16 protein-coding genes and 3 tRNA genes are annotated in these 15,949 nt (G+C 60.4%); 8 read left to right on the forward strand and 11 right to left on the reverse strand.

What is annotated here, in order from left to right; genetic code table 11:
* The first annotated feature begins 46 nt into the window (after nucleotides 1-46).
* Entirely contained in the window at nucleotides 47-202 is a 156-nt protein-coding gene (locus P9250_RS22255) for a hypothetical protein (RefSeq protein WP_244827345.1), read from the forward strand.
* Here the strand turns inward: P9250_RS22255 and P9250_RS22260 are convergent, their stop codons facing one another.
* The 6 genes from P9250_RS22260 to rph all read right to left on the reverse strand — a co-directional run bounded on the left by P9250_RS22260 (nucleotide 203) and on the right by rph (nucleotide 5,114).
* Nucleotides 203-475, reverse strand: a complete 273-nt coding sequence (locus P9250_RS22260) for a hypothetical protein (protein WP_310395219.1) — start codon at nucleotides 473-475, stop codon at nucleotides 203-205.
* 696 nt (nucleotides 476-1,171) lie between these two features.
* Nucleotides 1,172-1,261: transfer RNA gene (locus P9250_RS22265), tRNA-Ser, on the reverse strand.
* A 44-nt stretch (nucleotides 1,262-1,305) separates the two neighbouring features.
* Nucleotides 1,306-2,496 carry an MFS transporter gene (locus tag P9250_RS22270; protein WP_244827984.1) on the reverse strand — a complete coding sequence of 397 codons (1,191 nt, stop codon included), beginning with the start codon at nucleotides 2,494-2,496 and terminating at the stop codon, nucleotides 1,306-1,308.
* A 29-nt stretch (nucleotides 2,497-2,525) separates the two neighbouring features.
* Nucleotides 2,526-3,749, reverse strand: coding sequence for a radical SAM family heme chaperone HemW (gene hemW, locus P9250_RS22275; protein WP_310395221.1), 1,224 nt, complete (start codon nucleotides 3,747-3,749; stop codon nucleotides 2,526-2,528).
* The gene (gene rdgB, locus P9250_RS22280) at nucleotides 3,746-4,363 is read right to left on the reverse strand and encodes an RdgB/HAM1 family non-canonical purine NTP pyrophosphatase (protein ID WP_310395223.1); all 618 of its coding nucleotides are present in this window, start codon (nucleotides 4,361-4,363) and stop codon (nucleotides 3,746-3,748) included. Before rdgB ends, hemW begins: the two co-directional genes overlap by 4 nt.
* Nucleotides 4,356-5,114 carry a ribonuclease PH gene (rph, locus tag P9250_RS22285; protein WP_244827351.1) on the reverse strand — a complete coding sequence of 253 codons (759 nt, stop codon included), beginning with the start codon at nucleotides 5,112-5,114 and terminating at the stop codon, nucleotides 4,356-4,358. The genes rdgB and rph overlap by 8 nt, the downstream gene beginning before the upstream one ends.
* 293 nt (nucleotides 5,115-5,407) lie before the next feature.
* On the opposite strand from rph, the gene P9250_RS22290 reads away from it, so the two are divergent.
* The 5 genes from P9250_RS22290 to P9250_RS22310 all read left to right on the forward strand — a co-directional run bounded on the left by P9250_RS22290 (nucleotide 5,408) and on the right by P9250_RS22310 (nucleotide 10,367).
* The gene (locus P9250_RS22290; RefSeq protein WP_244827352.1) at nucleotides 5,408-6,352 is read left to right on the forward strand and encodes a YicC/YloC family endoribonuclease; all 945 of its coding nucleotides are present in this window, start codon (nucleotides 5,408-5,410) and stop codon (nucleotides 6,350-6,352) included.
* 9 nt (nucleotides 6,353-6,361) lie between these two features.
* Nucleotides 6,362-7,036 (forward strand): guanylate kinase, encoded by a 675-nt coding sequence (gene gmk / locus P9250_RS22295; protein ID WP_244827353.1) that lies wholly within the window; start codon nucleotides 6,362-6,364, stop codon nucleotides 7,034-7,036.
* A gap of 70 nt (nucleotides 7,037-7,106) precedes the next feature.
* Nucleotides 7,107-7,310: a DNA-directed RNA polymerase subunit omega gene (rpoZ, locus tag P9250_RS22300; RefSeq protein ID WP_006025620.1), complete on the forward strand. Its 204-nt coding sequence runs from the start codon at nucleotides 7,107-7,109 to the stop codon at nucleotides 7,308-7,310.
* 116 nt (nucleotides 7,311-7,426) lie between these two features.
* On the forward strand, nucleotides 7,427-9,820 hold the full coding sequence (locus P9250_RS22305) for a bifunctional (p)ppGpp synthetase/guanosine-3',5'-bis(diphosphate) 3'-pyrophosphohydrolase (RefSeq protein WP_250463796.1): 2,394 nt from the start codon (nucleotides 7,427-7,429) through the stop codon (nucleotides 9,818-9,820).
* 55 nt (nucleotides 9,821-9,875) lie between these two features.
* Nucleotides 9,876-10,367, forward strand: a complete 492-nt coding sequence (locus P9250_RS22310; protein ID WP_250463799.1) for a phage protein NinX family protein — start codon at nucleotides 9,876-9,878, stop codon at nucleotides 10,365-10,367.
* Between the two features lie 58 nt (nucleotides 10,368-10,425).
* On the opposite strand, the gene P9250_RS22315 is transcribed toward P9250_RS22310, so the two are convergent.
* Nucleotides 10,426-10,502 (reverse strand) — tRNA-Arg (locus P9250_RS22315).
* A gap of 105 nt (nucleotides 10,503-10,607) precedes the next feature.
* Nucleotides 10,608-10,684 (reverse strand) — tRNA-Arg (locus P9250_RS22320).
* Between the two features lie 152 nt (nucleotides 10,685-10,836).
* On the opposite strand from P9250_RS22320, the gene greB reads away from it, so the two are divergent.
* Complete coding sequence (greB, locus tag P9250_RS22325; protein WP_310395228.1) at nucleotides 10,837-11,388, forward strand: transcription elongation factor GreB; 552 nt, start codon at nucleotides 10,837-10,839, stop codon at nucleotides 11,386-11,388.
* A gap of 92 nt (nucleotides 11,389-11,480) precedes the next feature.
* On the opposite strand, the gene P9250_RS22330 is transcribed toward greB, so the two are convergent.
* Together P9250_RS22330 and P9250_RS22335 are read right to left on the reverse strand one after the other, a co-directional pair.
* Nucleotides 11,481-12,614 (reverse strand): porin, encoded by a 1,134-nt coding sequence (locus tag P9250_RS22330; protein WP_244827357.1) that lies wholly within the window; start codon nucleotides 12,612-12,614, stop codon nucleotides 11,481-11,483.
* A 532-nt stretch (nucleotides 12,615-13,146) separates the two neighbouring features.
* On the reverse strand, nucleotides 13,147-13,380 hold the full coding sequence (locus P9250_RS22335) for a hypothetical protein (RefSeq protein ID WP_310395231.1): 234 nt from the start codon (nucleotides 13,378-13,380) through the stop codon (nucleotides 13,147-13,149).
* 659 nt (nucleotides 13,381-14,039) lie between these two features.
* On the opposite strand from P9250_RS22335, the gene P9250_RS22340 reads away from it, so the two are divergent.
* The gene (locus P9250_RS22340; protein WP_310395234.1) at nucleotides 14,040-15,197 is read left to right on the forward strand and encodes an exonuclease domain-containing protein; all 1,158 of its coding nucleotides are present in this window, start codon (nucleotides 14,040-14,042) and stop codon (nucleotides 15,195-15,197) included.
* On the opposite strand, the gene P9250_RS22345 is transcribed toward P9250_RS22340, so the two are convergent.
* Nucleotides 15,194-15,811 (reverse strand): chorismate mutase, encoded by a 618-nt coding sequence (locus P9250_RS22345; RefSeq protein WP_310395236.1) that lies wholly within the window; start codon nucleotides 15,809-15,811, stop codon nucleotides 15,194-15,196. The genes P9250_RS22340 and P9250_RS22345 overlap by 4 nt on opposite strands.
* Nucleotides 15,812-15,949: the final 138 nt, after the last annotated feature.

Genomic DNA, 15,949 nt, shown 5'->3' on the forward strand with positions numbered 1-15,949 from the left:
CAGGATTTGCTGACGATGCTTACACCCAAGGCAAACAGGAGGAGCCATGACTAGCGAAGCGAAGCCGGCCGAAGCACAACCCGCCGAACACAGCGACAACGAGAAGAGCAAGCTGCCCGAACGCGATGACGAAGGCCGCAAGCAGTCGCCAAACGATCGCCCAGGAAAGGAAACAGGCGAGGGCGAAGCGCCGGTAGGTTGATCAATCCACGAAGGGTTTGACGAGTTCCGCACAGCGCAATGGCGCGGCGGTTCTCGTTGTTTCTGGCTCGGCGGCGCGCGTTTCGACGCAACGAAAGACGCTATTGTTTTTTTGCAGCACGTAAGTATCCGCAGGCAGACCGGACGCGCGTTCGGCGATGCTCGTCAAGGCTACGATTCCGTAGCCGTTTTGAATCAGATCGAAAAACGAGGTTTCCGCCTGACGCCATTGAGTGTTGGGTTGCGGCTGTGCATGCGCTGTTATGCCTGTCATGGCGATGCAACCCAAAGTTACTTGCGCGATACGGCTTGGCTTCATCAGGCTTGTCTCCGCTTTATCGATCGATGAGGCGGTTAGATGGTAATTAAGCCGCCTTGTTCATGCGGATTGTGGCAGATAGGGTTTGTGCGCTCGTTGCTGTTTGCAAGTGCACGCGCGCGGCAGGCAAAAAAAAAGACCTCGCGCGAGGCGAGGTCAAACACTTCGAACGGCTTCCTTATCGCGAAAAGGCGTTTAACGCGACGAGGAAGCAAGGTCAAGGATAGGGATCGGGCGATGCCTCATATATCGGAGGAATCCGATTGATTGTTGCTCTTGGGCATGCAGCCGTATCGGACGGTTGTCTCGTTTTAAGCTTTTGTTACCCAGTGCGGCGAGTTGGCCATGTTTCGAGCGGTTTCACAGGGAATTCGCCTTCGCGAAGCCTTATTGGTCGATCGTTCAGTGTTGGATCACTGCGGCTCGATCAAACGCGCGCTTCTCCATGAACCAAGATCGATAGCACGCTAGAGCATGCCGACTGGTAAGCAGTTCTGGATGCTCGAATTTCTTGATTCCCCGGCGTCGGTGCAACCAGTTCGTCATGATCGAAAGAGAATCTCGCTGTTCTTGCTTGCTGATGAATCAATTGCGCGCCGGAAAACAAAAAGCCCCGTAATTCTTAAATTACGGGGCTTTTAGAGATCGCGCTGGCGGAGGCGGTGAGATTCGAACTCACGGAAGGATCACTCCTTCGCCGGTTTTCAAGACCGGTGCCTTAAACCGCTCGGCCACACCTCCAGCAAGGCGCGTATTGTAGCGCACTCAAACGCGCTTCGGAACCATCAGCCTTCGAGCGAGCGCGTCGCTTTCAAGGCGGGAAATAGTTGCATCCATAGAAGCGCCACGGCAATCGTTCCGAGTCCGCCGATCAACACCGCCGGCACCGCGCCGAACAAACCCGCCGTCATCCCCGATTCGAATTCGCCGAGCTGATTCGACGTCCCGATGAACAATGAATTGATCGCGCCGACGCGTCCGCGCATCTCATCGGGCGTCTGCAACTGCACGAGCGACATGCGCACGACCACGCTGATCACATCCGACGCGCCCAGCGCCGCGAGCGCCACCAGCGACAAATAAATGTTGCGCGACAAGCCGAACACGATCGTCGCAATGCCGAACGCAATCACGCCACCGAAAAGCGCCGTGCCCGCACGCTGCCGCAACGGAAAATGCGCCAGCCAGATCGAGCCGGTAAGCGCACCCACGGCCGGCGCCGCGCGCAAGACACCCAAACCCCAAGGTCCGGTATGCAGGATGTCGCGCGCGAACACCGGCAAGAGGGCGGTCGCGCCGCCGAGCAGCACCGCGAACAAATCGAGCGACAACGCGCCAAGGATCACCGGCTTCTTGCGGATGAAGGCGATGCCCGAAAACAGCGCCTCGAACGACAGCGGCGCGCGCATGCGGACGGCTTCATCGATCCTGATCGCCGCCACGGCAAACGCCGCGCCGAGAAACGCGACGGCTACCGCGCCATACACCGTCAACGCGCCGAGGCCGTAGAGGAGGCCGCCCATCGCCGGGCCGAGAATCTGCGCCGTCTGATTTGCCGAGGTGGACCACGCCGTCGCGTGCTGCAATTGCGAACGCTGGACGAGATTGGGCAGCAACGCCGCCATCGATGGCGATTCGAACGCGCGCGCCGCGCCCGTGATCGCCGCGATCGCGTAAATGGGCGCAACGCTTTGCCAGCCATGCCACGCGCCCGCGCACAGACAGAGCGCCGCGGCGCCCTCGATGCCCTGACAAACCCACGCGATCGTGCGCCTGTCGTAACGATCCGCCACATGGCCGACGACGAGCGTGAGCACGAACATCGGCAGGAACTGCGCGAGTCCGACGAGCCCAAGCGCGAACGCGCTATGCGTGATCGAATAAACCTGCCATCCGATCGCCACCGACATCATCTGAAATGCCACCGACGACATCACCCGCGCGCTCCAGAAAAGCGCAAACGGACGATGCCGCATCACCGAGTCCGATCCCAACGTGGGCGCGCTCAATTTTGCGAATCCTTCAAGAACAGCTCCTGTAGATCGTTGAGAAAGCGCTGGCCGAGCTCGGTCGGCGCAATGCGTTCGAAGTCGCGCGTGATGAGTCCGCGCTTCTCCGCTTCGACGAGCGCGGGTTCGATAGCCGACATCGACAAGCCCGTGCGCTCGATGAACGAATGCACCGGAAAGCCTTCGACCAGACGCAGCGTGTTGAGCATGAATTCGAACGGCAGATCGCGCGGTCCGACTTCGCGCTCTTCCTGAATCGCGCTCTGGCCGGGCGAAAGCGCCTGGTCCATGAATGTCGCCGGATGCTTGAAGCGCGCCTGCCGCAAGATTTTTTGCGGAAACGAGAGCTTGGTATGCGCGCCCGCGCCGATTCCAAGGTAATCGCCGAAACGCCAGTAATTCAGGTTATGTTTGCTTTGCCGATGCGGCTTCGCATACGCCGATACTTCGTAATGCTCGTAGCCGGCATCGCGCGCGCGTTCGTGAATCCAGTCCTGCATGTCGGCGGCGGCATCGTCGTCGGGCAGCGCAGGCGGGTATTTCGCGAAGAGCGTGTTCGGCTCCATGGTCAGGTGATACAGCGACAAATGCGGCGGCGCAAAGCCGATCGCGGTGTCGATATCGCGGCGGCATTCGTCGAGCGTCTGCTTCGGCAACGCGAACATCAGGTCGAGATTGAAATTGTCGAAGTGTTTCGACGCGATTTCCACGGCTTTGCGCGCCTGCGTTGCATCGTGAATGCGGCCGAGCGCCTTCAGATGCGTTTCGTCGAAACTCTGAATGCCGATCGACAAGCGGTTCACGCCGCTCGCGCGAAACTGCGCGAACTTCGCGGCTTCGAAGGTGCCGGGATTGGCTTCGAGCGTGATCTCGGCGTCGGCGTCGATGGGCAACAAGGCGCGCGCGTCCGAGAGCAGCCGGTCGAGTCCTTTCGCGGACAAAAGGCTCGGCGTGCCGCCGCCGATGAAAATGGTGTGTACCTGCCGTCCCCACACGAGCGGCAGCACGCTTTCGAGATCGGCACGCAAGGCGTCGAGGTAACGGTCCTCGGGGAACGCATCGCCGTTCCACTCATGCGAGTTGAAATCGCAATACGGACACTTGCGCACGCACCACGGGAAATGCACGTAAAGCGCGAGCGGCGGCAACGACTTGAGCCGGATGCTTCCCGGCGATGTGAATGCCTGCACGACATCGATTGTCTTCGGACCGGAACTCACGCAAGTTCCTTGAGATGTTGCAGCAATTCACGCAGCGCCAGCGCCCGATGCGAAAGCGCGTTCTTGCGTGCCGGATCGAGTTCGGCAGCCGTCGCGTTGAGCGTCGGCAAAAAGAAGTGCGGATCGTAGCCGAAGCCATGTGCGCCGCGCGGCGTGTCGATGACTTCTCCGTGCCAGCGGCCTTCGGCGATGAGCGGTTCTGGATCGTTCGCGTGACGCACTAGCACGAGCACGCAGAAGTAATAGGCGCGGCGGTCGGCTTTGTCGGCGAGTTCGGAGACGAGGTGCGCGTTGTTGGCCACATCGCTTTTCACGCCGCCGCGCATCGAGGCGAAACGCGCCGAATACACGCCGGGCGCGCCGTTCAGCGCGCGTACGCAAAGGCCGGAGTCATCGGCCAAAGCGGGCAGGCCGGTGAGCGTCGCGGCGTGGCGCGCCTTGGCCAGCGCGTTTTCGACGAAAGTGGCGTGCGGCTCTTCGGCTTCCGGCACGCCGAGTTCGCCCTGCGCGATCAATTCGATTCCCGCCGCATCCAGCAGCGATGCGAATTCGCGCAGCTTGCCCGCATTGTTCGACGCGAGCACCACGCGTCCGAGTGTTGCCGTATCAGACACCTTCTATCCCCAGTGCAGCTTTCTGCTTCGCGATCAGGCCTTTTATGCCGCTGTCCGCGAGGTCGAGCAGCGCGTTCATTTCGTCGCGCGAAAATGGTGCGCCTTCCGCCGTGCCCTGAACTTCGACGAAACCGCCCGCGCCCGTCATCACGACGTTCATGTCGGTGTCGCACTGCGAGTCTTCCTCGTAGTCGAGGTCGAGCACGGGCGCGCCCTGATAGATGCCGACGGAAATGGCCGCGACGAAATCCTTGATCGGCGATTGCGCGATACGGCCATTCGCGACGAGCTTCGTAACGGCATCATGCGCGGCGACGAACGCGCCCGTGATGCTCGCCGTGCGCGTGCCGCCGTCGGCCTGGATGACATCGCAGTCGATATTCAGCGTGCGCGGACCGAGCGCGTTCAGATCGAATACGGAGCGCAGCGCGCGGCCGATCAACCGCTGGATCTCCTGCGTGCGGCCGGTCTGCTTGCCGCGCGCGGCTTCGCGGTCGTTGCGCGTATGCGTGGCGCGCGGCAGCATGCCGTATTCGGCGGTGAGCCAGCCTTGGTCGCGCCCGCGCAGGAATTCCGGCACGCGCTCGGCGATACTCGCCGTGCAGATGACCTTGGTATCGCCGAACTCGACGAGCACCGAGCCTTCCGCATGCTTCGTGTAGTGCCGCGTGATGCGCACGTCGCGCAATTGATTCGCGCGGCGGCCGCCCGGACGCGGAACGGAAGGTTTCAGCAGGGGAGAGTCGGTCATGGATGGGCCAGAGTGGAGTTGAACGCGTAATGAAAGTGCCGGCGCTCGATAAAGACGCGGGAATAACGCGAAAGCGCGGCGTGTGCGCGATTTTATCGTTAATCCAAAGCCGGCGTTGTCGCGCGCGGCAAGCGCCGCGAGGCGTCATATCGGCGGGCGCGGCAGTAAAAATGGGATAATGCGGGTTCCTCGCCCGGCGGCCATACGCGTGCCACCGAAGCGCACCCTCAAGCGCGCCGGGCGCTCGTATCGAAACGGCCTTCGCAACGAAGGCTCACATCGCGAGACGTACCATGATCTACAGCATGACAGGCTATGCCAGCGCGACCCGCGAAGTCGTCGCGGATGGCGCGGGACCCAATGGCGCGGGCGGTTCGGGCGTCGGTGTATCGGTGGAATTGCGCACGGTGAATTCGCGCTTCCTCGATCTGAACTTCCGCATGCCCGAAGACGTGCGCGCAAGCGAGCCGCAATTGCGCGAAATGCTGATGAGCAAGCTTTCGCGCGGCAAGGTGGATATCCGCATCAATTTGAATCGCGTGGAGCAGACGGCCAACGCGGGCGCGCTCAATCGCGAAGCGCTCACGCAACTCGCCGCGCTCGAACGCGCCGTGCTCGACGTGTTTCGCGACTCCGAACGCATGCGCACTGGCGAGATTCTGCGCTGGCCTGGCGTGCTGAAGGAAAGCTCGGTGTCGCAAGACACGTTGCGCGAAGCCGTGCTCGCGTGCGGCAAGCAGGCAATCGCCGATCTCATCGACGTGCGCGCGCGTGAAGGCGCGGCGCTGGGCGCGGTGCTCATCAACAACGTGACGGAGATGGAAGCCATCGTCGCGCGCATCACGCCGCTCGTGCCGGAATTGATCGCGAAGCATCAGCAGAAGATCGTCGAACGCTTGCAAGACGCGCTCGGCATTGCGACGAACGACGGCGCCACATCGGCGAGCGTGCCGCGCGAGGAAATTGCCGAGCGCATTCGCCAGGAAGTGACGATGTACGGTATTCGTATCGATATCGCCGAGGAATTGCAGCGGCTCACCGCGCATCTGACCGAAACGCGCCACGTGTTGCAAAAGGGCGGCAAGGTCGGCAAGCGCCTCGACTTCATGATGCAGGAGCTCAATCGCGAAGCAAACACGCTCGGCTCGAAGGCCGCGGCGAAGGAACTCGCGGATGCATCGATGACGCTGAAACTGCTCATCGAACAAATGCGCGAGCAAGTACAGAATCTGGAGTAACGCAACATCATGCCGAACAACACGCACCGCTCGCACAGCAACTACACGGGCATTTATCCGGGCAACCTGTTCATGGTCGTCGCGCCTTCGGGTGCGGGCAAGTCCACGCTCGTGAACGCGCTGCTTGCACAGGACGAAGCTATCCGCCTGTCCGTTTCGTATACGACGCGCGACCCGCGCCCGAAGGAAAGCAACGGCGTGCAGTATCACTTCGTTTCCGTCGATGAATTCATGGAACGCCACAAGGCAGGCGAATTCCTCGAAAGCGCCGAAGTGCACGGCAACTACTACGCGACCTCGAAGGTGTGGATCGAGGATCAGATGCGTAACGGCAACGACGTGCTGCTCGAAATCGACTGGCAGGGTGCGCAGCAGGTGAAGAAGCAGTTCCGCAATGCGGTCGAGATTTTTATTCTGCCGCCTTCGCTGGACGCGCTCGAAGACCGTCTGAAAAAACGCGGCCAGGACTCGGAGAAAGTGATCGTGCGGCGTCTGCTTGCAGCCGGCAGCGAGATGGCGCATGCATCGGAAGCGGAGTATGTCGTGATCAACGAGAACTTCGATCGCGCGCTCGCCGAGTTGCAGTGTCTCGTCAAGGCGACGCGGCTGCGCTTCACCTCGCAATACGCGCGTCATACGGAGTTATTCGTGGAGCTCGGCATTCACTCCGCGCAGGCGCAATGACGCGAAGTAGTGGCCGGGTCATGCCGGTCACATAAGGTAGAATAAAGTACATATCGAGAAGGAAACAAACATGGCCCGCATCACCGTCGAAGACTGCCTGAAACAAATTCCTAACCGCTTCGAGCTCGCGCTTGCAGCGACCTATCGCGCGCGTCAGCTCGCACAAGGCCATACGCCGAAGATCGAAAGCCGCGACAAGCCTACGGTCGTTGCGCTGCGCGAAATCGCGGCCGGCCAGGTCGGCGTCGAAATGTTGAAGAAGGTGCCGGTTTAATTGCCTTCGCCTTCGTAATAGTCCGTGTGACCCTCATCACGGGCGCTGTTTTTTGCATGGCGTTTCAACTCTCCTAACCGGACGACATTGCGCGTCACTTACCCACGGAGGCGAACATGAGTCAAGCACCGTTGCCCGTCTCCGCCTCCGTGGAACCCGACATCGAAATCGATCAGGATTCGGTGCTCGACGCGGACAAGCCCCAAGCGGCGCGCAGATATATCGATGCGGTCCTCGAACAGTCGTTTCGCCATCTGTTCGGGCCCACCGCCACGCCGGAACAGCCGCGCAAGCACGACGTCGTTTCCATCGCGAAACTGACGAACACGCTTGCAGGCTATCTTTCGCCGGAAGAGATCAAGGAAGTCAAGTCGGCTTTCCATTTCAGCGACGAAGCGCATCTCGGGCAGTATCGTCAAAGCGGCGAGCCCTACATCACGCACCCGGTTGCCGTTGCGGAAATCTGCGCGGGCTGGAAGCTTGATGCGCAATCGATCATGGCGGCGCTGCTGCATGACGTGATCGAGGATCAGGGCGTCACCAAGACGGAGATCGCGGAGCGCTTCGGCGCGAAGGTCGCCGAACTGGTCGACGGCTTGTCGAAGCTCGACAAGATGGAATTTCGCAATCGCGAGGAAGCGCAGGCGGAAAACTTCCGCAAGATGCTGCTGGCCATGGCGCGCGATGTCCGCGTCATCCTCGTCAAGTTGTCGGACCGGCTGCACAACATGCGCACGCTCGGCGCGGTGCCGTCGGAAAAGCGCCGTCGCGTCGCGCGCGAGACGCTCGACATCTACGCGCCCATTGCGCATCGGCTGGGTCTGAACAATACGTATCGCGAGCTGCAGGATTTGAGCTTCGCGAACTTCAATCCGACCCGTTACGCCACGCTCGAAAAAGCGGTGAAGGCGGCGCGCGGCAACCGGCGCGAAGTGGTCGGCAAGATTCTCGAAGCCGTTCAGCGCACCATCGCGGACGCCAAGATCAGCGCCGAAGTCACCGGCCGCGAAAAGACGATCTTCAGCATCTACAAGAAGATGCGCGACAAGCAGTTGTCGTTCTCGCAAGTGCTCGATGTTTACGGTTTTCGTGTGGTCGTGGAAAGCGCGCTCGAATGCTATACGTGCATCGGCGCGCTGCATGCGCTCTATAAGCCGGTGCCGGGCAAGTTCAAGGACTACATCGCCATTCCGAAGGTCAATGGCTATCAGTCATTGCATACCACGCTGGTCGGTCCGTTCGGCGCGCCTATCGAGTTCCAGATTCGCACGCGCAAGATGCACGAGATCGCCGAGGCGGGCGTTGCGGCGCACTGGCTGTACAAGAACGGCGGCGCCGACCTCAACGACGTGCAAAAGCGCGCGCATCAATGGCTCAAGTCGCTGCTCGACATTCAGAGCGAAGCAGGCGATTCGAGCGAGTTCCTTGAACACGTCAAGATCGACCTGTTCCCGGACGCCGTCTACGTCTTCACGCCGAAGTCGAAGATCATGCCGCTGCCGCGCGGCGCGACCGCACTCGACTTCGCGTATTCGATCCACAGCGACCTCGGAAATCAGTGCGTCGCGGTGAAGATCAACAACGAATTGCTGCCGCTGCGCACGGAGTTGAAGAGCGGCGATATCGTCGAAGTCATTACCGCGCCGTACTCCAAGCCGAATCCCGCGTGGCTCGGCTTCGTGCGCACGGGTAAGGCGCGCTCGGCCATTCGTCACTATCTGAAGACAATGCGCCTGAACGAGTCCGTGCAGCTGGGCGAACGTCTCGTCGATCAAAGCCTCAAGGGTTACGGTCTGGCGCTTTCGGATGTCACGCCGGAAGTCTGGGAAAAGCTCGTGCAATGGACGGGCAACAAGACGCGTCAGGAAATTTTCGCGGATATCGGTCTTGGAAGGCGCGTGGCGGCGGTCATGGCCAAGCGCATCGAAGTGCTGATGAACGGCCGCGACGACGACGATCACTCGCCGCGCGATCACGTCAATACGAATACGGCGCCGCCAGTTGTCATCACGGGCACGGAAGGCATGTCGGTGCAGCTTTCCGCGTGCTGCCGGCCGATTCCCGGCGACGACATCATGGGCTATATCGGCATCGGGCTCGGCATGGCCATTCATACGACCGAATGTCGCGTGGCGCAGCGAATTCATCGGCGCGATCCAGGCCGCTGGATCGACGTCGCGTGGGCGCCGCAGCCGGGACGTTTGTTCGATGTCGCGGTGAAGGTGCTCGTCAGAAACACGAAGGGCGTTTTTGCGCGCGTCGCGGCGGATATTACGTCGGCGGATGCCAACATCGTCCATATCGCCATGGATGAAGACGTCTCGCAGGAAGCCAAGATGCTGCGCTTCGTCATCCAGGTCAGCGACCGCGTGCATCTCGCCAACGTAATGCGGCGTGTGCGGACCAATCCGGACGTCATGCGTATCGCACGCGAGCGGCCTAGCGACGAGCCGCATCATCGCAATCAGGAAGGCGGCATGCGCATCGACCGCGAACGCGCCGACTATTGATCCACGGCGCGGGCACATCGCGTGCATGCCTGTACGACTACAGGAGAAGCGCCACATGCAAACATCCGATCTCGACGGCCAGGCACTAGACTACTGGGTAGCGCGCGGGCTGCACGACTTCATTCGCGAAATCCACTTCACCGACAGCGGACAGACGCTCTCCATTCGCGGCAACGATCGCGGCCGGCCTTGGGACGGTCGCTTTCTGCCATCGACTTCGTGGGAAGCCGCTTCGGTCGTTCTCGAGCGCGCGTGCCGGCTCGAAATGAGCGATCACGGACGCGGCGAGGTGGTCTGCAGCGTGAGCTTCGGCAAGGACGCGGACACGATGGAAGGGCGCGGACCGTCGCTGCGCGTGGCGCTTCTGCGCGCGTTCGTGCGCCACTCGTTCGGCGATACCGTGGACGACGAATTCCCGCATCGCTCGCAAATGCTGATGGGCGAGCGAGCCGAGGCGATTGGCGAACCGAGCGCGGTGGCATCGGTTGAAGATTTGCCGATACCGGACGAGCGTATAGGCGATATCGGCTCGTTGCCGCGGCAGTAGAGTAAGTAGCGACGAGGCAGACAAAAAGGGCCTTCCGTGTGGAAGGCCCTTCGAAAGGTGGTGCGGCTGGCAGGATTCGAACCCACGACCCCTTGGTTCGTAGCCAAGTACTCTATCCAACTGAGCTACAGCCGCACGCAAAACGGTACTGCTTCAAACGGTACTGCTTGTTTATTACATGCGCTTTTGGTTAAGCGCATGATGCTGTTTTCCGTCCGAAGGCGGGAAACCTGAATTAAGTGGTGCGGCTGGCAGGATTCGAACCCACGACCCCTTGGTTCGTAGCCAAGTACTCTATCCAACTGAGCTACAGCCGCACGCAGAAGCGGAATTATAGCCAAGCCTGTTTGAAAAAGGAAGGGGCGTTGACCAAATTATCGCTTTAGATGCGTCCTCCACGCTCAACGCGCGTGGTAAGTTGTTGGTTTGGGGGCAGAGAAGCCCCGGAAATTCGAACTTGGTCTGTGCGATGAACAAGGCATTTGTCAAAGAGTCGGACGAAAGTGACGACGATCTCGAACTCGGTCAGCCGGACGTTCCGGCGGGGACCAAGAACTACATCACGCCAGCGGGCCACAAGCGCCTGCGCGACGAGCTGTTGCAATTGCTCGATACCGAGCGCCCCGAAGTGGTCAGGCTCGTGTCGTGGGCGGCGTCAAATGGCGACCGCTCGGAGAATGGCGATTACATTTACGGCAAGCGTCGGCTGCGAGAAATCGACCGGCGTATCCGCTTTCTCGGCAAGCGTCTCGATCTCGCGGAACTGGTGGACAGCAGCAGGCAGGAGAACGTCGACCAGGTGTTCTTCGGTGCGACCGTCGACTATTCCGGCGACGACGGCGAGGTGCATACGGTGACGATCGTCGGCGTGGACGAGGTCGACCTGGACGTCGGTCACGTGAGTTGGATCTCGCCGGTGGCGCGCGCGCTGCTCAAGGCGAAGATCGGCGATACGGTGCCGTTGCATACGCCCGCAGGCGTGCAGCAGATCGACATCCTCGACGTGCGCTATCCGCGCTAAAAGTTTTGAAGGCGCTTCGGTGCCCGGAACGTTGGACGAAAAAAGGCCGCTCCGAAGAGCGGCCTTTTTCATACTGATGAAACCAGTCCAGCTTAGAAGCGGTGACGCAGACCAACCGTTGCCGAGACTTGGTTCGGCGTCGACGAAACGCCTACGCCGTTGATCGTCGCGCCCAGACCCGTGCCATCCAGATCCGAAACGTGTTGGTATTCGCCTTGCAGATATACGTCCGTACGCTTGGACAGCGCGTACGCCGTTTGCAGGTCGACTTGGTGGAACTTCGGCTTCACGCCATCGATGCGGCTGTCGGTGTACGTGTAGTTCGCTGCGAGCGACAAAGCCGGCGTCAGGTTGTAACGGCCGTTGACTTCGTAGTTCGTGAAGCGAACGTGGCCGTCCGTCAGACCAACCAGGCCAGCGCCTTGCGAACCCGTGTTGCTGATGGCCGTTGCGTTGTCCAGCATCGTCTGCGTGAACACGAAGCCAACCGTTGCCGGGCCGAAAGCGTAGTTCACGCCGCCGCCGAAGATGCGTTGACGGCCAGCCACGAACGGGTTGTCGCCGCTGATTGCGCCACCGGTGTTCAGCGAACCGGCGTTGTTCAGTTGCATGTACGCGCCAGCAATGTTTAACGGGCCGTAGTTGTACGATGCGCCGACGCTGTATTGACGGTTGTCCGAGAAACCGCCTGCTTCGTTCGAGAAGCCATACTGCGCGCCAAGCTTGAAGCCGGCGTAGTTCGCGCTCGTGTACTTGACCGAGTTGTTCACGCGGAACGTGTTGTCGAGGTTGTCGTTGTCGAACGGGTGGGCGAACTGCGTGCCGCCGTATTGCGTGCCCGTCAGAGCCAGAGGCCCGAGGAAGTCGACCACGGAGTCATATTGACGACCGAGCGTGACCGTGCCGAATTGTTCGCTCGACAGACCAACGTACGCTTGACGGCCGAATTCGCGGCCACCCTGGCCCAGCGTGCCGTTAGCGATGTTGAAGCCGTTTTCCAACGTGAAGATTGCCTTCAGGCCGCCGCCGAGGTCCTCAGCGCCGCGCAAGCCCCAACGGCTGCCGTTCACCGAACCGCTGGTTTCCTTGAAGTTGCTGTGGCCGTTCTGATTGTTCGTGTAGGTGATGCCTGCATCGATCAAGCCGTACAGCGTGACGCTGCTTTGGGCGTGAGCTGCAGTGGCGAAGACACCCGAGAGGGCTGCGACGATGAGAGTCTTTTTCATCTTTGTAACTCCGAGAGCAGATTGGGCCCTAGACCCAGGCTTTGAGGAAACCTCGTTCCGGCGCGCTGCGAGAGGCGCTGTCGGAGGAGTCATGCGTCACGAAGAGACACATGTGTTTCCGGACCAGACGAAGTGTAAAGACGGCGTTACAAGCGGGGCGTTCCAATTTTCGCAATAAATCATTCTTCTAACAGCAATGATCGATGAACCGCTTATTCTTCTTTTAATACAACGCTTTAAGCGCGAATAAAGTCGTAAGGGCGGAAGTGTCAACCAACTCGCGTTGCGCAAGCGCTACATATAAGTTGGCGCAAAGCAACAGGCGCTTTCCGAAAATACGGATTGTTGAGCCAAGTGAAACAGAAGATTGCTTTTTTCGAGGGTAATTATTGCTGCAGCCGTAGCTATACTGAGGGCTCTGCTTTCCGAAGCAGACTTTTTCGTTGACGGAAAAGATCTCCAAACTTTGTCAGCGCGATCTTCGGGTCGCGCTTTTTTTTGCTTGAAACTTCGCGAACTCACGGGCCGCAATCTAGGCCGTGGCTTTCTCCTCTTCCCGCTCGACGACGTCCGCGCCGAGCGGCACTGCCCAATCCTCCATCACGTAGCGGCGGGCGTCCATGGGCGATGCGAGCAGGTTTTGCCAATGATCGCCGTGCCAGGAAGGATCGATTTGGAGCAAGCCGGCCGATGACGTTTCCGGCGCAATGGTCGGAGCGAATGCCAGTTTTAGCCAATGCGCGATACGCTTGAATTGGATTATCACCGCGTCCTCCTTTACAACTGGTTGCGAGTTAGTTTCCATAATCCTTAATTTCATAGAATGGGGCAAGACGAGTAAACGCTTACGATTTTAATAAATCGGTTGCGGGCGTGGTAATTTTTTCACTTAATCAATGCGTCTGCCTGTCGCTTGAAATAACGATGACGGAAAGCAGTAATCGGGATGGTCTGAATTACAGATTAGTTAATGTGCAACAGCGATCGCCGTATTATCTTCCGGGCTCGATAACGATTATCGACCTCGGACTTGTGAGACCGGAGATTCGCAGGATGCATCCCATCGCGGTAGCTCGCGGCGCGCCCATCGCCGGTCGACGGCCCGCTGGAGCGGCCTCTGGCGGCGTATGGACGGTGATTGAGCGACCATGACCAAAATCCATAAGTAATCAGGGTTATCCGCCATTGTGTCAAAATTCATGTTCAACATGGTCGCCGCAAAAAAAGTTTAATTGCGACGACTCAAGCGTCGTAAATCGTAAATCCGGGTAATCACGTAAACCGACAATATATTTGCTTGACCAGAATTACTTACCGATTACCGCGGCTCGGCGATCAAAGCCCCGGTCACCCCGCTGCGTTAGAATGGGCAATCTCGTCCCATCGCTTACTCCCGCGAATCCCGCAATCTCCCGCCGTCCGATAATGCATTTCGATCCACCCGCCGAATTCAAGCTTCCCACCGATCCCATCGTCTTCGTCGATCTCGAAACGACGGGCGGCACGTTCGGCATCGATCGCATCACGGAGATCGGCATCGTCGAGGTCGGGCCAAGCGGCGTGTCGCAGTGGACCACGCTCGTCAACCCGCAGAAGCCGATTCCTGGCTTCATCCAGCAATTGACGGGCATCACCGATGCCATGGTGCGCGACGCGCCCACCTTCGAAGCGCTCGCGCAAGACCTGCTCGAACGCATGAACGGGCGGCTTTTCATCGCGCACAACGCCCACTTCGATCACAGTTTCCTGAAGGGCGAATTCCGGCGGCTCGACCTGCGCTTTACGCCGGATGTGCTGTGCACCGTGCAACTTTCGCGCGCCGTGTATCCCGCCGAAAGCCGCCACGGACTCGATGCGCTCGTCGAGCGTCACGCGCTCGTGCCGTCCGCGCGTCACCGTGCACTCGCCGATGCGGACCTGCTTTGGCAGTTCTGGCAGCATCTGCATCGCTCGCACGCGGCCGATTTACTGAGCGCGCACGTCGAACGCGTGACGCGGCGCTTTCAGATCGCGGCTCATATCGATGAAGACACGATCGAGCGCATGCCAGTTGGCTGCGGCGTCTACGTCTTTCGCGGCGACGACGATGCCCCGCTATATGTCGGCCGAAGCGTGCGCTTGCGTCAACGTGTGCGCTCGCATCTGGTTGGGCCACGCCGTTCCGCGAAGGATTTGCGGTTGTCCGCGCTCGTGCGGCGCGTCGAGTGGCGCGCGACCGGTGGAGAAATCGGTGCGTTGCTTGCCGAAGCGCAACTGGTGGCGGCACTGCGGCCGGCGCATAACCGCGTGCCAAAGGCGCGTACCGGCGACATGCGTGGCGCGCCGTGGCCCTATGCGGGTCCAATCGCAATCGAAGAACGTGATCCGGCGATGGCCGAACGCGTCTGGCATGTCATCGACCGATGGCAATATCTCGGTTCGGCTCGGAGCATCGTCGACGCGCGCGCCTTGTCGGCGATTGCTTCGGCGCCCGTCTTCGAACTCGCTACCTATCGCATCCTCGGCGAGCGCCTCGCGCGCGGACTGGCTTTCGTCGCACTCGAATGCGCGCCAGCAGCTGTCGCGAATCGGGTCACCAGCTAGCCGACCGCGCCCACGCCGCCCGCCGCGCACACATGCGACAACGCGTGCGAGAGCGGATCGTTCATCGACGAGTCATAGCGCGTCAAATGCTTCCAGCGCGCCACGCTTTGTGCAAGACGCAGCGGACAATCGTCGGCTTGACGTAGCGGTTCGACGCGCGCGAGCGCGGTCATGAGCGACTGCGTCAGGCGATCGAGCTTCGGGCGCGTGTCATGCGCGAGATCGGGCGGCGTGCCTTCTGGCGCAGCCTTGGCCGCGCGCCAGTTGGCGAAGAGCGCGTTCTGCACGTCCTTGCTGGCATCGATCTGATCGCGAAAGAACTGGCGCGCGAACGCGGGATCGACCTGCGCGGCGCTGGCTTTATCTTCGACTTGCTTCAGGAGCGCGGCTTCGCGCGGTTCATCGGTGATCGGTTCGCGACGCGCCCACTTCCAGCGCGCGACGGGTTCGGCAAGCGCAAGCCGTTGCGAAACGAGAGCAATGAGATTGGTGAAGGCGGTGTCGTCGCCATCGGCACTAACGGGCGCCGACAACGTGTAGAGCAAGGCGGCGACGCCAGTCGCCGCGAGCACGCGAGATGAAGCGAGAAGAGAAGTCAGAGATCGGCTGCGCATGGGCTCGATGCAAAAGCGCCAGCATAACGCACCGCTGTGAGAGTTCATCCTGGATAGGCGAGTCTTGCCGCACGACTCCCCGCTGCCGTCAAAAGGATAAGGCGCGACTTCGCCTGGCTTCTGCCATGAAGAGACCGT

Origin of the sequence: Caballeronia sp. LP006, assembly GCF_031450995.1 — a bacterium.
Lineage (GTDB): Bacteria > Pseudomonadota > Gammaproteobacteria > Burkholderiales > Burkholderiaceae > Caballeronia.

Coding starts and splice junctions, on each gene's coding strand:
- P9250_RS22255 (WP_244827345.1), top strand. CDS start 47: ATGACTAGCGAAGCGAAGCCGGCCGAAGCACAACCCGCCGAACACAGC.
- P9250_RS22260 (WP_310395219.1), bottom strand. CDS start 475: ATGACAGGCATAACAGCGCATGCACAGCCGCAACCCAACACTCAATGG.
- P9250_RS22270 (WP_244827984.1), bottom strand. CDS start 2,496: ATGCGGCATCGTCCGTTTGCGCTTTTCTGGAGCGCGCGGGTGATGTCG.
- rph (WP_244827351.1), bottom strand. CDS start 5,114: ATGACCGACTCTCCCCTGCTGAAACCTTCCGTTCCGCGTCCGGGCGGC.
- P9250_RS22290 (WP_244827352.1), top strand. CDS start 5,408: ATGATCTACAGCATGACAGGCTATGCCAGCGCGACCCGCGAAGTCGTC.
- gmk (WP_244827353.1), top strand. CDS start 6,362: ATGCCGAACAACACGCACCGCTCGCACAGCAACTACACGGGCATTTAT.
- rpoZ (WP_006025620.1), top strand. CDS start 7,107: ATGGCCCGCATCACCGTCGAAGACTGCCTGAAACAAATTCCTAACCGC.
- P9250_RS22305 (WP_250463796.1), top strand. CDS start 7,427: ATGAGTCAAGCACCGTTGCCCGTCTCCGCCTCCGTGGAACCCGACATC.
- P9250_RS22310 (WP_250463799.1), top strand. CDS start 9,876: ATGCAAACATCCGATCTCGACGGCCAGGCACTAGACTACTGGGTAGCG.
- greB (WP_310395228.1), top strand. CDS start 10,837: ATGAACAAGGCATTTGTCAAAGAGTCGGACGAAAGTGACGACGATCTC.
- P9250_RS22330 (WP_244827357.1), bottom strand. CDS start 12,614: ATGAAAAAGACTCTCATCGTCGCAGCCCTCTCGGGTGTCTTCGCCACT.
- P9250_RS22340 (WP_310395234.1), top strand. CDS start 14,040: ATGCATTTCGATCCACCCGCCGAATTCAAGCTTCCCACCGATCCCATC.
- P9250_RS22345 (WP_310395236.1), bottom strand. CDS start 15,811: ATGCGCAGCCGATCTCTGACTTCTCTTCTCGCTTCATCTCGCGTGCTC.